Raw genomic sequence first — 15,103 nt, forward strand, 5'->3', positions numbered from 1 at the left:
ACACGCGCGCTTTCTAGATATAGCTGATCTTGAGGATCTCGTAACTGCGCGTGCCGCCGGGTGTCGTCACCTCGACGCTGTCGCCTTCATCCTTGCCGATCAGGGCGCGGGACAACGGCGATTTCATGTTCAGCTTGCCGTTTTCGATGTCAGCCTCGTATTCGCCGACGATCTGATAGGTCTTTTCCTCATCCGTGTCTTCATCGACCAATGCGACGGTCGCGCCGAATTTGATGGTGCCGGACAGTTTGGACACGTCGATGACATCGGCCAGCGAAATCACGCCTTCCAGTTCCTTCACACGCCCTTCGATGAATGACTGCTTTTCCTTGGCGGAATGATATTCCGCATTTTCAGACAGATCGCCGTGTTCGCGCGCCTCGGAAATCGCACGGATAATGGCCGGGCGCTCCACCGATTTCAGGTGCTTGAGTTCTGCATCCAGTTTGTCAAAACCGGCACGGGTCAGTGGTATCTTTTCCATATTGCCCCCAAGGCAAAATCTATCAATCGGACGTTCATAGCCTATGTGGGCGTATCAAAGTCAAGGCCCGGCCCGCGATTTGGTGTCGCGCCGGGGCATTTTGACGTTGTGTCTTGATTGCCCCTTAATCTGTCATCAGGTAACGCTTGCTGCGACTGAATAAAAGGGGTTCTACCCCCGCTTTGTAAAGGATGTGTCGATGGCCGAGATTGAACGCGAAGCAATGGAATATGACGTGGTCATCGTGGGCGCAGGCCCTGCTGGCCTGTCAGCGGCGATCCGCCTGAAACAACTGGATGCCGATCTGAATGTCGTGGTTCTTGAAAAAGGGTCCGAAGTCGGCGCGCATATCCTGTCGGGCGCGGTGCTGGACCCTATTGGTCTGAACAAGCTGATCCCGGATTGGAAGGAAAAAGGCGCACCGCTGAACGTGCCGGTCAAGGAAGACAATTTCTATATGCTAGGCGAGGCGGGCAAGCTGCGCATCCCGAATTTCGTTATGCCGCCACTGATGAACAATCACGGTAACTATATTGTTTCTATGGGAAATGTCTGCCGCTGGATGGCAGAGCAGGCCGAGGAAATGGGTGTCGAGATTTTCCCCGGCATGTCCTGTTCAGAGCTGGTCTATGGCGACAATGGCGAGGTCAAGGGCGTCGTTGCCGGTGAGTTTGGCAAGAACGCCGATGGTACCCCCGGCCCGTCCTACGAGCCGGGCATGGAACTGCACGGCAAGTATGTGTTCCTGGGTGAAGGCGTGCGCGGATCGCTGTCAAAGCAGGTGATTGCAAAGTACGAACTGGACGGAAAATCCGATGTTCAGAAATACGGTCTGGGCATGAAGGAAATCTGGGAGATCGATCCCGAGAAGCACAAAGAAGGCACCGTGACCCACACGATGGGCTGGCCTTTGGGTGGTAATGCCGGCGGCGGGTCGTTTATCTATCACCTTGAAAACAATCAGGTTTACGTGGGCTTTGTCGTCCATCTGAACTACAAGAATCCACATGTGTTCCCTTACATGGAATTCCAGCGCTTCAAGCATCACCCGATGGTGGCGGAACTGCTGAAAGGCGGCAAACGCGTTGCCTATGGCGCGCGTGCGATTTCCGAAGGCGGCTTCCAGTCGATGCCGCAGCTGGAGTTCCCGGGGGGCGCCTTGCTGGGCTGTTCTGCGGGCATGGTCAACGTGCCGCGCATCAAGGGTAATCATAATGCAATGCTGTCCGGCATTGCGGCAGCCGAGGCCGCAATTGAAGCGATCAACGAAGGCCGCAGTGGCGATCTGGTGGGCGGTTATGACGCTGCCGTGCGCAAGGGTGAGATTGGCGAGGACCTGAAAAAAGTACGCAATGTCAAACCCTTGTGGTCCAAGTATGGGCTTGTCGCCTCGCTGGGTATCGGCGGTATGGACATGTGGACCAACACGCTGGGCTTTTCGATCATCGGCACAATGGGCCATGGCAAAAATGACGCGGATGCGACCGAGGATGCCAGCAAGCACAAGAAAATCGACTACCCCAAGCCGGATGGCACGCTGTCCTTTGACCGGCTGACGAACGTGTCCTTCAGCTTTACCAATCACGAGGAAAGCCAGCCTGCACATCTGCAGCTGACCGATCCGTCCATTCCAGTCGACGTCAATCTGCCGAAATATGCAGGCCCGTCAGCACGTTACTGCCCGGCGGGGGTGTATGAATTCGTTGAGGAAGAAGGCAAGGACACGCGCTTTGTCATCAACTTCCAGAACTGCGTGCACTGCAAGACCTGCGATATCAAGGACCCGAGCCAGAACATCACCTGGACGGTCCCGCAGGGCGGCGACGGGCCGAATTACCCGAATATGTGATCCGCGATTTGGGGCCCGGCAGGGCCCCTTTTTGCATCGATCCACGCAACGTTCGGTGGGGTGCGCAACAGTGTCGATCCGCAAATTTACCGAATCATGGTTAATTTCCTGCTTTTGCGGGGTTTGGGCCGGTCGGCATCGCGTCGGCCTTGCGTCGGCAAAGCGTCGGACCCCAAAGCGGTTTTTGGCGGGATTAATGATGCGCGCGGTTTAAGTGTGAATGCCGTGTTAACGATTTGACCTAAACCCGGCCTTTGCCGCTGGTTTGCATGAGGGCCGGCAACGCTGGTTCAATTGCCGTTTGCCGTAAAAGGTGCGCCGTCACATCACCGGGTCCAAATTTGCAAGTTGAGCGACGACGAAGACAGGCCCCGTCGTTGCTCTGACCGGCTAGCGTTTTGCGATGAAGATGCCGGTTTCGGTGAGATCCAAGGTGCCGACACCATCATGTTCCATGATAACGGCGCCGATAATCTCATCCGCGGCGGCGCCGCCAGACACATATCCACCATAGCGGCTTGCGCCGGTGGTAGTACCGTCCAGGATTTCGCCACCTGTGGCATTGCCCGCAAATTGGCCGTTCCCATCAATCGCCGTTGGTTCCAGCGTGATATTTTCGAGGGTGAGAATGGTGTCAAGGCTATTGTCATCGGTGAAACGTAACTCACGATTGAGAATAGCGCCGTAGGTTTCGTTGGCCGCGAATTGAGCGACGACTACTGCCGTCCCATTCACAAAACGTACAACCTGATCGGTTTCGTTATTGCGAAGAAAGCCAGCGTAGTCGCCCTGAAAATTGATGTTACCGGTTTCTGGCATGACGACTTCGGCATAACGACCGACGACTGAACCGACATAGGCTTGTCCGGTCGGGTCCCGCCCGACCGCAACTATGGCGCTTGAGTCGTCAGTGCGGATGACAAACGCCAAAGATGAATCATCGGTCGTACTTAGGGATTCGATCTGTCCCTTATCGAAGCTTCGGTCGGACAGCAGTGTGATATCCCCGTTTTTGTTCGGGGTGATGACTATTCTCTCGCCCCTGTCCCTAAAGAAGGTTGTCGTGTTCAGCGACGTGCCATCGTCGTCAGGGTTGAAGGCGAAGGCAATATTATTGGGGTCAGTTGTCAGCGCGTCGCACGCTGAGAGTGAAACTGCCGCTAGTGCCGCGAGGGTGAAAGAGGTGAAGCGCATGAATTATCTCTGTGTTTTTGCGTATACGTCAGCTTCTGCTGTGTTCTAGACTAGCTGTCAATTCAGGAGAAAATCGGCTTGTTGATAGCGCCCTTTCATTGCTAGTTGTCGTATAATGGTCACACAAACCATTCAGACCAGATGCTTTCGGATACTCCGCGTTATCAAAGTGTATGCGGCGGTCCGGGCCGTCGGATGTTCCTCAGCAAAACAAGGCATCAACCCAAGCTTTGCGCCCGCGGACTCCGGGCAGGGAATGATCGGGCTTCTGCAAATTCTTGTACCGCTTAGCCGTTATTCATGGGTGATGCGGCCATCGTCGAACCGGGCGGTGACGACAAAATACGAAAACCACAGGATGTCATGAGAAGAAGATACCCCCAAGGGCAGAGAACGAGCCGGTCTTGCGCGCGCTCAATGATCTTCATGTCCTTTGGATATGACGGTTTTGTAACAAAGTGATGACAGAAAACCGAGTTTGGCTGGCTAGACTTTTTTGAAATCTTAACGAAATTCGCGCATCGTCGCCTTAATTACAGGCATCAACGTGCGGTTTTTGGCCCAATCGAAAAAATGCGACCACCGCAACAATTTGCCGCCCTGACAATGTCGCAATTGCATGCCAGCGTCCGTCACCATAGGCTGACATAAACCGAAAAAGGGTTCTTTGTGACTGTGCTTAAACGTTCAATTTCCGCCATTGCGCTGGCGTGCCTTCTTTCCCCCGCAACCCAAGTGATCGCCGACCCCGATGCAGGGGCGTATCTGGCTGGTCGACATGCCGGGGCCGCAAATGATTTTGCAGCTGGCGCGCGCTATTTCACCAAATCGCTGGCGTCGGATCCGGCGAACGGGTTTCTGCTGGAAAATGCGATGACGTCGTTCATCGCGCTCGGTCAGGTGGACCGTGCCATTCCCGTTGCCGAAGCGATTGTTGATACCGGTGCGCAAAGCCAGATTGCCAACCTGATCCTGAGCGCGCAGGCCGCCAAAACAGGTGAATGGGGTGAGATTTTTGCAGCCCTCGAGCAGGGGCGCGGTGTTGCCCCCTTGGTTGACGGCCTGTCCCAAGGCTGGGCGCATCTGGGCGAAGGCGACATGACCAAGGCGCTGGCCAGTTTCGATCAGGTGATCGAGACCGAAGGCATGACGGTTTATGGCCTGACCCATAAGGCCTATGCCCTTGCCTCTGTCGGGGATTTCGAAGGGGCCGAGGCCGTGTTTGCCGATGGCATCAGCAGCGGTACCTTGCGTTACAGCATCCGCAGTGCTGTTGCCCATGCCCAAGTGCTGAGCCAGCTGGGCCGCAATGACGATGCGATTGCCATTCTGGATGCTGTCTTTGGCGGCCGCATGGATGCCACGACTGCTGCCCTGCGTGCTGAACTGGCGTCCGGCACTTCTGTTCCCTTTGACGCCATCACAAGCCCGATGGAAGGGATCGCCGATATCTTTCAGGCTGTCGCCGGCGCGATCAAGGATGACGCGCCTGACGCCTATACCCTGCTTTATGTCCGGGCCGCGACCTATCTGAAGCCTTCCGATACCGATGCGGTGCTGATGACCGCCGAGCTTTTGGAAAGTCTGGGCCAGTTCGATCTGGCCAATGACACCTATGCGACCATCGGCCGTGATGATCCGGCCTTTCATGCCGCCGAAATTGGCCGCGCCGATGTTCTGAACGCCGCTGGCCGCGAAGAGGCCGCGATTGAAGTGCTTGAGGCGCTGGCCCGCAGCCATCCCGAATTGCCGCAGGTTCATGCCAGCAAGGGTGATACCCTGCGCCGCGCCCAGCGCTTTGCCGAGGCTGCCGCCGCCTATTCCCGTGCGCTGGAGTTTTATGACGAGGCGAACCCGGTCAAATGGTTTGTCCATTACACCCGGGGCATAGCCTATCATAAGGTGGACAACTGGACCCTGGCAGAGGCGGATTTCCGTGCCGCGTTGGAACTGCGCCCCGATCATCCGCAGGTGTTGAACTATCTGGGTTATTCGCTGGTCGAACGTGGTGAAAAGCTGGACGAAGCCCTCGCCATGATCGAAACCGCCGCTGCCGCCCGCCCCGATAGTGGGGCCATTATCGACAGTCTGGGCTGGGTCCTGTTCCAGTTGGGCCGCTATGACGAGGCCGTCGGCCATATGGAGCGTGCCGCATCCCTTTTGCCTGTTGATCCGGTGATCAACGACCATCTGGGCGATGTGTATTGGGCCGTGGGCCGCCATACCGAGGCCCATTTCCAATGGAACCGCGCCTTGTCCTTTGATCCCGAAGCTGAAGCTGCCGCCCGTATTCGCGACAAGCTGGACCGCGGTCTGGATCTGGTTTTGCGCGACGAAGGGCTGCAGCCCATTCGTGTCGCCAGTGGCAACGATTAAGCGGGATGCCCCTGCCAAGGTGAACCTCACCTTGCATGTGACCGGCCAGCGCGACGATGGCTATCACATGCTGGACAGTCTGGTGGTTTTTGCTGGCGTGGCCGATCAACTGGCGGCCAGTATTGCCCCCGATCTGCGTCTTTCGGTCAGTGGTCCGTTTTCGACGGGCGTTCCGACCGGCCCCGATAATCTGATGATCCGCGCCGCAGAGGCGCTGCGCCAGACGCGCGGTGTCACCAAGGGTGCCGCCCTGACGCTGGAAAAACACCTGCCCCATGCTGCGGGCATCGGCAGCGGGTCTTCTGATGCTGCCGCGACGCTGGCGATGCTGGCCGAATTGTGGGGCGTGCCCCCCTTGCCCGCGACCGCCGCCGAAGTCACTGCCCTTGGCGCAGATGTGCCGGTCTGCCTGCGCGCACCGGCCCCGACCCGGATGTCGGGGATTGGTGATGTGCTGTCCCCCGTCGCCCCCTTGCCCGACTGCGCGCTGGTGCTGGTCCGCCCGCCGGTTGAAGTGCCGACCGCAGATGTGTTCAAGGCGCTAGGGCAAAAGGATGGCGGGTCGATGGACCCGCTGCCACCGGGTCTGGATTTTGATGCCTTTGCTCGCTGGCTGACCGCCCAGCGCAATGATCTGCTGGCCCCCGCCTGCAAGATCGCCCCGTCCATCAAGGAGGCGATAGCCAAGCTGAAGGCCCTGCCGGCCGTTGCGGCAGCCGGTATGTCCGGGTCCGGCGCCACTTGCTATGGTCTGGTCAAGGACATGGCCAGCGCCCGCCAAGTTGCCCGCATCGTCCAAGTGTCAGAGATGAGCTGGTGGGTCGCCCCGGCTGAGGTGCTTTAGGCGGCAAATGGCTGAGCCGCCCCTGTACGGTGTCGGGGGCGACATGCAGCGCCACCGTTCGCGGGACAATCAACGGTTGTTTTGCCGGGGCGCATGCTCCAGAGTTTGACCGAATATATGCTTCTGCCTTTATTCACAAACATGAGGTCAATATGACGACTTTTGTTATCAAGACAGAAATCCTGTCATTCGATCCGCAGCCCGGCATGAAATCCACCCAGACGATTGACGTTGATTTTTCATCCAAGTCGGTCAAATCCTCGTATGTAACCGGCACGACAAAGATCGGATCGTGGGAGCTGAAATCCGTCCGTGATGCCTTTACCATCAAGAATATCGAATTCTCCGGCCAGTCTGTCACGTTCAAGACGGTTGGACAGACGGCCAGTGGCGTCGGCTTCATGCCCAATATTGATTATGAGATGGCGTTCAAGGTGAACGCGGATGGCAGCGGCACTGTGAAGGGTGCCCATGACGGCTATCCCGCCTATTCAATCAAGAAAGGTACGGAAGTCATTTATCAATACAAACACAAGTCCAAAGACCTGCAAAAACTGTTCGGGTCCAAGGACACAAAGTTTGGTCCTTGCGACTTTTGAAACTGACCGAAGCGGCGTCTGGTCAGGTTGGCAGTGTCAGCCCCGAGGTCAGCACAGCCGTCACCACAATGATCCCGCCAATCACGACCCATTCGCGCGAGATGGAGCGTGCCAGACTCTCGGCTGCTTCCCGGTTGCCGAGCCTGACCTGAGGCACGAAGCGCAGTTTGTTCATGGCGGCGAAAAACAACAGCACCGCGACCAGCGCCACCTTGATCACGATCGCCTGCCCATAGGCTGTTGTGGTCAGCGCCTCGACCGTTCCGACCAATGTGTAACCCATATACCCACCTGCCGCGATCAGGACCGGCACGGTCATCAGGGCGGTCTTGCCGAACTTGTCCCCCACCTCGGCCGCGCGCCACAGGTTGCCTTTGGTCAATGCCAATCGCCTGAGCGGGATCAGAACCCCGATCCAGAACGCAACACCGACAAGGTGGATCGCGAGGAGCACGCTGAGCCACCATGTGTCAAAGCGCGATATGTGTCCGACCTGGGTGAATGACCCGACTGCCACCAGCCCGCCAATGGCCGCCAGCGTGACAAACCCACCCGGCAGAACCAGCCCCAGGATCAGTATGCCAAGCCCCGCCAGCCGCAGCATCAGCGCCGTACCGGCTGCACTGCCCCAGAGCAGGCCAAGTATTTCGGGGTCGGTCATGCCGGATACATCCCCGGTCAGGGTTACCCCCCGCAGACAGAAGATCAGCACCGATGCCAGAAGTCCAAGGATGGCAAAGGACAGCGCGATCCGCCTGTAAGGCCCCAGATCAGGCCCGATCATATAGGCCGCAAATGCCGTGCCGCAGGAGGTCAGCACCCCAAGATAGAGCGCCGCCTTTGTGATGATCTCAATGATGCCCCATAGATCCGGCATGGGTCATTCCACGGTGAATGTGAATTCGCCCGTTTGCGCGTGCCCATCATCCCCCAGTCCGCGCCAGACAATCACATAAACACCTGCGCCCTGATCGGGAAAAGTCAGGCTGTAATCCGACACGAAACCGGTCTGCCCAGCCAGGTCGAGGTCAAAGGCCTCGCCATCATCATGGGTCGCTGTCACCCGGGTCAGCCGCATGCCCCCGCGAAAATTGAGCTGAAGTTCGGCAGGTGCGGCCGCGATGCTGGACTGGTCCACAGGGTCTGTGTTTTGCAGTGGCGAATGGGCCGTGGCGGCTGTGGCAATCATGCCGATCAGACCGGCAAGCAAGAGGTGTTTCATGTAATCCGTTCTACCACATAGTCTGCCAGATCGATCAACATGGTTTTTAGGGGGTGGTCGGAAATCCCCGATAGCGACTTTTTTGCCTTGTCTGCCCAGGCAATCGCGTCCTGTCGCGTACTTTCCATCGTGCCGTGTTTGGCCAGAAGGCTGATGGCATGATCAAGATCGCCATCTTCCTGCCGTCCTTTCTGGATGGTCCGCACCCAGAAGTCCCGTTCAGTCGCGTCCGCCTTGGCCACCGCCCGGATCACCGGCAGGGTCAGTTTGCGTTCGCGGAAATCATCGCCGACGTTTTTACCCGTGGCGGTGGTGCCGCCGTAATCAAGCAGGTCATCGACGATCTGAAACGCGATGCCCAGCGCATCACCATAATCATAAAGCGCCTGTTTGGTGGCCGCGTCCTGCCCGGCGATTTCGCCCCCGACTTCCATCGCGGCAGAGAAGAGTGCTGCGGTCTTGCCGCGCACAACCTTGATGTAAATCTCTTCCGTTGTTGCCAGATCGCTGGCGGCGGTCAGTTGCAGCACCTCGCCTTCGGCGATTGTGGCCGCCGCATTGGCGAGGATATCAAGCACCCGCATCGACCCGGTCTCGACCATCAACTGGAACGACCGGGCAAACAGATAATCGCCGACCAGCACGCTGGAGGTATTGTCCCAAAGCAGGTTGGCCGTCGGTCGCCCGCGCCGCTGTTTGCTTTCATCCACCACGTCGTCATGTAGCAGTGTGGCGGTGTGGATGAATTCGACCGTCGCAGCAAGATGGATGTGATAGGGCCCGTCATAGCCGCACATGCGCGCCGCAGCGAGGGTCAGCATCGGCCGCAGCCTTTTGCCACCGGCTTCGACCAGGTGGGCCGTAACCTCTGGAATACGGGGGGCGTGTTCGGATGACATACGGGCGCGGATCATGTCATTGACCGCGCTCAGGTCGTCGGACAGTGCCGCAGCCAGTTGTTCATGCGGTTTGGTGGCGGCGATATCGAGGCTCATTAACGGTTCCGTCATGTGGATAGACAAGGGCCGCGCCCCGTCTTAGGTCTGCTATATGAAAGAGCTTTTGCGCACCAACGACCCCACCGTCATCGCCTTTGCAACTGCCCTGCTGGACGCGGAAGGTATAGACTGGTTCACCTTCGACGTAAACATGAGCGTCTTGGAAGGCAGCATAGGCATAATGCCGCGTCGGCTGATGGTGATGGACCGCGATTTGTTCATGGCTGAGGCCGTGATGCGCGATGGTGAGATTGATCTGGGCCGTGACTGAGACGCTGACCTGCGACGACTTTTTGGGGGGCAAGCTGCGTGTCTGGCAGCCGCGCCGGGGGTATCGGGCGGGAGTTGATCCGGTGCTGTTGGCCGCATCGGTGCCTGCAAAGCCCGGACAGGGTGTACTGGAGTTGGGGTGCGGGGTTGGTGTGGCATCGCTGTGTCTGGCGGCACGCGTGCCGGGGCTGACGCTGACTGGAGTGGAAGTGCAGGCCGATTATGCGGCCCTCGCCCGGCGCAACGCGGCGGAGAATGGGGCCGCGTTTGACGTTGTCTCGGCGGATTTATGTGCTTTACCGGCTGATCTGCGCCAGAGGCGGTTTGACCATGTCATCATGAACCCGCCCTATTTTGACCGGGGCGCGGGCACCGCATCTGATGACGGGGGCCGCGATCTGGCGCTCGGGGGCGGCACCCCGCTGGCCGATTGGCTGGATGTTGGTGCGCGCCGGGTCGGGCCGAAAAGCTATCTGACGATCATTCAGCGGATCGAACGGCTGCCTGAGGTCTTGGCCGCGCTGTCCGGGCGGCTGGGGTCCATCGTGGTGCTGCCGATTGCGGGGCGCGAAGGACGCGCGCCGGAACTGTTTCTGTTGCGCGCCCGGCAGGAAGGGCGGGCTGCGTTCCGAATGACGTCCGCGCTGGTGATGCACGAAGGTGTCGTGCATCAGGGTGATCAGGAAAGCTATACCCCGCTGGTACGCGACATTTTGCGGAATGGTGCAGCGCTTCCTTTTGGTGATTAATGTTCTGGCAACCTTTCTGATCCAGCCTGTTATCATGTCGAATTGCTGCCTTGCAGCGTGACTCGGCGGTTTAGATATGGTGCAATAAACTTGTTAACCAACCCAGAGGAGGACGACCATGAGCTTGAGTTCGCATTTGCAGGAACTGAAGAAGAAGCACCAACACCTCTCGGAACATGTCGAAGCTCTTCAACGCAGTCCGGCTACTGACGATCTCGAGATTGCGAAGCTGAAGAAACAGAAGCTGCAGCTCAAGGAAGAAATCACGCGGCTGAGCGCTCACTAAAGCTGCGACATCCGGCGCTGGCGCACTCCGCCAGTGCCTAATCAGACAAATCGCTGGCCATGACAAGCCGACGACCGTTCTCGTATTTTCGAGAGGCCTTGATCTCATCCATCATCCAGTCGTGGAACGCTTTGATATGCGGGCGTGTTTCGTTGCCTTTTGGGCAAACGAAACGGAATTGCGCGTCGGCGACGATGCCCAGATCAAACGGAGCGACCAGGCGCCCTGTCTCCAATGCGCGGGTCGCCAGTGACACCCGTGCCAACACGACCCCTGCCCCGGTCATCGCGACATCAAGTGCATGATCGGCTTGTGAAAACCGGGGGCCATGGTCTGTGTCGATGTTGATCTCTGCGGCCTTGCACCACGCCGCCCAGTCGCAAGGCGGTTCTAGAAAGGCAATCGAGTCGTCATGGATCAGCGTGGCGCCTGCCAGATCGGCGGGCGTGGTGATGTCGCGCGCCAGTTCCGGGCTCATCATCGGTGTCATCCATTCCTGTATCAGCGGTTCGGCAAAGACATCGCCAGTCGTGCCAAGGCCGAACCGGATCGCCACATCAACCTCGTCCCGATCAAAATTGGCGATGCGCAGGCTGGCGTGAAAACGCAATTCGATTTCGGGATGCGCCTGTGCAAAATCGTAAAGTCGGGGTGCCAGCCATTTTGATGTAAAGGCCGGACCCGCCGTCACGGTCAGGACACTGCTATCATTCAATCGTTTTGCATTGCGCCAGGCCGCAGACAAGGTGCCAAAGGCGTCGGACGTGCCTGGGGCAAGAGTGCGCCCCGCCTCGGTCAGTTCCACGGCGCGGTTCAGGCGGCGAAAGACGGGCGTGCCCAAATCCGCCTCTAACGCCTTGATCTGGTAGGATAATGCGGCAGGCGTGACGTTCAATTCCTCCGCCGCCTTTGCGAATGACATGTGGCGCGACGCAGCTTCGAACGCGCGCAGGGCAGTGAGTGGTGGTAATCTTTCCTTCATAATTCAGTTTAATACAGCTTAACTGAACCTATAGGAAGTCTCGTTTGTCGCGGCGTGTTTCGAGGCGCATATTGGGTGCAGATCAAAAGACACCTCAAAAGGAATTGACCCATGTTCGAGACAACCCCAAACGCCCGCGTCCGCCACGGTTTTGAACGCGCCCATGAAGAACGCAGTGCGGTTCTGCGCCACGCCTGGCAGTGGCTGACACGCCGCGCCAAATAATTCGCTCCGGTTGGGTGCACACAGCCGAACGGAAAAGGGCCACGCCATAGCGGCGTGGCCCTTGCTGTTTTCCGGGATGCCCCGTCAGCTCATGTATTGGCCGCCATTGGCGGAAATGGTGGAGCCGGTGATGAACCCGGCGTCGTCAGACACAAGGAACGCCACGGTGCGTGCGATTTCCGATGCCTCGCCCAGACGCCCGACAGGGATCTGCGGCAGGATCACCTCGTTCATGACCTTTTCGGGGATCGTGCTCATCATTTCGGTATTGATGTAGCCGGGGGCAACGACGTTTACCGTGATCCCGGCGCGCGCGCCTTCCTGGGCCAGCGCCTTGGTAAAGCCGATATCACCAGCCTTGGTCGCGGCATAGTTCGCCTGGGCGAACTGCCCCTTTTGCCCGTTGATCGAGCTGATCGTGACGATCCGCCCGAATTTGCGTTCGCGCATCCCGCCCCAGACATTGTGGGTCATGTTGAAAACACCGTTCAGGTTGGTGTCGATACATTCATGCCACTGCTGCGGTGTCATTTTATGGAATGGCGCGTCGCGGGTGATGCCCGCGTTGTTGACGAGGATTTCGACCGGGCCCAGATCACTTTCGATCTGTTTGATACCCTCGGCGCAAGCCTCGTAATTGCCGACATCCCATTTATAGGTCTTGATGCCGGTTTCGGATGTGAAGGCCGCGGCCTTTTCATCGTTCCCGGCATAAGTGGCGGCCACGGTATAGCCTGCATCCTTGAGTGCGGTTGAAATTGCTGCGCCAATTCCGCGCGATCCTCCGGTGACGAGTGCGACACGGGACATATGATTCTCCTCCTTGGGTTAGTTGATCTGATGTTCTTGCAAAAACTGCCTGCCGTCCACCACGCCGCAGTCCCAGGTTTTCTGGATCTTGTCGGGGTCGGTAAAGTCGATCTTGTCGGCGGGGGTTTCGTTTTCTGGTGCGATATAGTGCCGGTTGGGATGATCGGGCAAATTGCGATAGTGCCGGGTCAGCAGCACAAGAGTGCGCCCGCGGTCAGGATCAGGCATCGGTGCCTGATCGGCCATGCCCCCGTCGATGACCGGCTTGCCATCCCAAAGCGGCATTTCGAAAATGGGGGGGATCGTCGCCGCAGCGCAGACCAGATCGGCTAGCCGCCCGTCGCGCGCTGCCGCGTTGGCATCGACCAGCGTGGATGTCACGCCGATCTTTTCGGCCCAGTTGAAATGCGGTGCGTTGATCAGGTGCAATTCAGCCTCGTAGGCAAGGGTTGCGGCAGTGGCGCTGAACGTGCTGTCGCCTGGCGGGTGCCCAAGCAGGATTTGGTAAGCTGGTCCATTGGCCACATCGGAGGCAACGTTGGTTGTTACCACCTCTTCGATGACGTCTCGATAGACCCGCTGGTGCAGTGTCAGCCCGTCGGTATCGTCCGGTTCGTTCCAGGGGATGTTGCTGTCTTGTGCCGCGAAAGCGGATTTCATTGTTTCAAGAACGCGAGGCCCGCAATGGGCGATGAAGCCGACCCCGGTCAGCGCACCACCACTGACCCCGGCGATCCTTGTGGGATCCAGGGCAAGTTTGCCCCGGACCACATCAAGAAATCCGCCCTGCCAGAAACAGCGCGTGCCGCCGCCCGAGAACACCAACTGATCATAGTGGTGTTGACCAGTGTTCATCAGGCGGCGTGCCTATCGCGGCTGATCGCCACGCTTACGGGCGTTCGACGCAAAGTGCGACACCCATGCCGCCGCCGATGCACAGCGTGGCCAGGCCTTTTTTGGCGTCGCGCCGTTTCATTTCGAACAGAAGCGTGTTCAGGACCCGGCAACCGGACGCCCCGATGGGGTGACCGATGGCGATGGCCCCGCCATTGACGTTCACGATGGAAGGGTCCCAGCCCATATCCTTGTTGACCGCGCAGGCTTGGGCCGCGAAGGCTTCGTTGGCTTCGACAAGGTCGAGGTCGTCAACGGACCAGCCTGCCTTTTCCAGCGCCTTGCGCGAGGCGTAGATCGGACCGACACCCATAACCGATGGGTCCAGCCCGGCGGTGGCGTAGGATGCGATGCGCGCCAGCGGTTCGATCCCCCGCTTTTCGGCATTGTCCGCCGACATCAGCAGCGTGGCTGCGGCCCCGTCATTCAGGCCAGAGGCGTTGGCGGCAGTGACCGACCCGTCCTTGGTGAAGGCCGGACGCAATTTTTGCATCGCTTCGATGGTGGCGCCGTGGCGGATATATTCATCCTGATCGACCACAATGTCGCCCTTGCGGGTCTTGACGGTGAAGGCAGCGATTTCATCGGCGAATTTGCCGGCTTTCTGGGCGGCTTCGGCCTTGTTCTGGGACGCAACGGCAAATTCATCCTGCATGTCGCGGGTGATCTGCCATTGGTCGGCCACGTTTTCGGCTGTTTGCCCCATGTGGTAGTTGTTGAACGCATCCCACAACCCGTCGCGGATCATGGTGTCGATATATTTCATGTCGCCCATTTTCTGACCGGCGCGCAAGGCGGCGGCGTGGGGGCTGAGTGTCATGCTTTCCTGACCGCCTGCAGCGACGATGTCGGCATCACCCAGTTGGATATGCTGGGCGCCAAGGGCGACAGCACGCAAGCCGGACCCGCAAACCTGATTGATGCCCCAGGCCGCCGCCTCTTTCGGTAGCCCTGCGTTGATATGGGCCTGACGGGCCGGGTTCTGGCCTTGTGCGGCTGTCAGCACCTGACCAAGGATTGTTTCGCTGACTTCGGATTTGTCGATGCCTGCCCGATCGACCACCTCTTCCAGCACGCGTGCGCCGAGGTCATGGGCGGGGGTATTGGCGAACGCCCCCATGAAGCTGCCGACGGCGGTGCGGGCGGCAGAAGCGATAACAACATTGGTCATGAATAGGTCCCTTCAGGTTTGTTCCCTTGGCAGGACGAGGCCGGACATACCCGTTGGGTTTGAGCAGGCCCCCCTGCCGCTCTCCACTTGTTTATTGGGTTGGCTGACCTAGGGCAATGTGATTCCCCCTATGCATTTGGTGCATGTCTG

General features: G+C 58.6%; 16 protein-coding genes. 7 read left to right on the top strand and 9 right to left on the bottom strand.

The annotated features are described in order from the left end of the window. Positions 1-13: 13 nt before the first annotated feature. The gene (gene greA, locus ACFWW2_RS10585; protein WP_393927994.1) at positions 14-484 is read right to left on the bottom strand and encodes a transcription elongation factor GreA; all 471 of its coding nucleotides are present in this window, start codon (positions 482-484) and stop codon (positions 14-16) included. Between the two features lie 199 nt (positions 485-683). Between greA and ACFWW2_RS10590 the strand changes: the two genes are divergently transcribed. Then, positions 684-2,333 carry an electron transfer flavoprotein-ubiquinone oxidoreductase gene (locus tag ACFWW2_RS10590; protein WP_393927995.1) on the top strand — a complete coding sequence of 550 codons (1,650 nt, stop codon included), beginning with the start codon at positions 684-686 and terminating at the stop codon, positions 2,331-2,333. A 390-nt stretch (positions 2,334-2,723) separates the two neighbouring features. Here the strand turns inward: ACFWW2_RS10590 and ACFWW2_RS10595 are convergent, their stop codons facing one another. Then, a complete protein-coding gene (locus tag ACFWW2_RS10595) occupies positions 2,724-3,527 on the bottom strand; it encodes a hypothetical protein (protein ID WP_393927996.1) in 804 nt (267 codons plus the stop codon). A gap of 669 nt (positions 3,528-4,196) precedes the next feature. On the opposite strand from ACFWW2_RS10595, the gene ACFWW2_RS10600 reads away from it, so the two are divergent. The 3 genes from ACFWW2_RS10600 (at position 4,197) to ACFWW2_RS10610 (ending at position 7,346) form a co-directional block, all read left to right on the top strand. Continuing rightward, the gene (locus ACFWW2_RS10600) at positions 4,197-5,903 is read left to right on the top strand and encodes a tetratricopeptide repeat protein (RefSeq protein ID WP_393927997.1); all 1,707 of its coding nucleotides are present in this window, start codon (positions 4,197-4,199) and stop codon (positions 5,901-5,903) included. Further along, complete coding sequence (locus ACFWW2_RS10605; RefSeq protein WP_393928162.1) at positions 5,890-6,747, top strand: 4-(cytidine 5'-diphospho)-2-C-methyl-D-erythritol kinase; 858 nt, start codon at positions 5,890-5,892, stop codon at positions 6,745-6,747. Before ACFWW2_RS10600 ends, ACFWW2_RS10605 begins: the two co-directional genes overlap by 14 nt. A 152-nt stretch (positions 6,748-6,899) precedes the next feature. Next, a complete protein-coding gene (locus ACFWW2_RS10610) occupies positions 6,900-7,346 on the top strand; it encodes a DUF3238 domain-containing protein (RefSeq protein WP_393927998.1) in 447 nt (148 codons plus the stop codon). A gap of 22 nt (positions 7,347-7,368) precedes the next feature. On the opposite strand, the gene ACFWW2_RS10615 is transcribed toward ACFWW2_RS10610, so the two are convergent. From ACFWW2_RS10615 to ACFWW2_RS10625, 3 genes are read right to left on the bottom strand one after another with little or no spacing between them, the layout of a single operon-like run. Beyond that, complete coding sequence (locus ACFWW2_RS10615) at positions 7,369-8,223, bottom strand: copper resistance D family protein (RefSeq protein WP_393927999.1); 855 nt, start codon at positions 8,221-8,223, stop codon at positions 7,369-7,371. A 3-nt stretch (positions 8,224-8,226) separates the two neighbouring features. Continuing rightward, on the bottom strand, positions 8,227-8,568 hold the full coding sequence (locus tag ACFWW2_RS10620; protein ID WP_393928000.1) for a copper resistance protein CopC: 342 nt from the start codon (positions 8,566-8,568) through the stop codon (positions 8,227-8,229). Further along, the gene (locus tag ACFWW2_RS10625; protein ID WP_393928001.1) at positions 8,565-9,563 is read right to left on the bottom strand and encodes a polyprenyl synthetase family protein; all 999 of its coding nucleotides are present in this window, start codon (positions 9,561-9,563) and stop codon (positions 8,565-8,567) included. The genes ACFWW2_RS10620 and ACFWW2_RS10625 overlap by 4 nt, the downstream gene beginning before the upstream one ends. A gap of 55 nt (positions 9,564-9,618) precedes the next feature. Between ACFWW2_RS10625 and ACFWW2_RS10630 the strand changes: the two genes are divergently transcribed. From ACFWW2_RS10630 to ACFWW2_RS10640, 3 genes are all read left to right on the top strand, one after another. Beyond that, entirely contained in the window at positions 9,619-9,837 is a 219-nt protein-coding gene (locus ACFWW2_RS10630) for a DUF2007 domain-containing protein (RefSeq protein WP_108386257.1), read from the top strand. Beyond that, entirely contained in the window at positions 9,809-10,585 is a 777-nt protein-coding gene (locus ACFWW2_RS10635; RefSeq protein WP_393928002.1) for a tRNA1(Val) (adenine(37)-N6)-methyltransferase, read from the top strand. The genes ACFWW2_RS10630 and ACFWW2_RS10635 overlap by 29 nt, the downstream gene beginning before the upstream one ends. 118 nt (positions 10,586-10,703) lie before the next feature. Continuing rightward, positions 10,704-10,871: a YdcH family protein gene (locus tag ACFWW2_RS10640; protein ID WP_393928003.1), complete on the top strand. Its 168-nt coding sequence runs from the start codon at positions 10,704-10,706 to the stop codon at positions 10,869-10,871. Positions 10,872-10,908: 37 nt separating this feature from the next. Here ACFWW2_RS10640 and ACFWW2_RS10645 read toward each other — a convergent pair whose 3' ends face one another. The 4 genes from ACFWW2_RS10645 to ACFWW2_RS10660 all read right to left on the bottom strand — a co-directional run bounded on the left by ACFWW2_RS10645 (position 10,909) and on the right by ACFWW2_RS10660 (position 14,953). Next, positions 10,909-11,853 (bottom strand): transcriptional regulator GcvA, encoded by a 945-nt coding sequence (locus tag ACFWW2_RS10645; protein WP_393928004.1) that lies wholly within the window; start codon positions 11,851-11,853, stop codon positions 10,909-10,911. A gap of 309 nt (positions 11,854-12,162) precedes the next feature. Continuing rightward, on the bottom strand, positions 12,163-12,888 hold the full coding sequence (phbB, locus tag ACFWW2_RS10650; RefSeq protein WP_393928005.1) for an acetoacetyl-CoA reductase: 726 nt from the start codon (positions 12,886-12,888) through the stop codon (positions 12,163-12,165). A gap of 18 nt (positions 12,889-12,906) precedes the next feature. Next, the gene (locus ACFWW2_RS10655) at positions 12,907-13,743 is read right to left on the bottom strand and encodes a patatin-like phospholipase family protein (protein ID WP_393928006.1); all 837 of its coding nucleotides are present in this window, start codon (positions 13,741-13,743) and stop codon (positions 12,907-12,909) included. Positions 13,744-13,777: 34 nt separating this feature from the next. Beyond that, a complete protein-coding gene (locus ACFWW2_RS10660; protein WP_393928007.1) occupies positions 13,778-14,953 on the bottom strand; it encodes an acetyl-CoA C-acetyltransferase in 1,176 nt (391 codons plus the stop codon). Positions 14,954-15,103: the final 150 nt, after the last annotated feature.

It is taken from the genome of Yoonia sp. R2-816, from assembly GCF_046762905.1.
Classification (GTDB): domain Bacteria; phylum Pseudomonadota; class Alphaproteobacteria; order Rhodobacterales; family Rhodobacteraceae; genus Yoonia.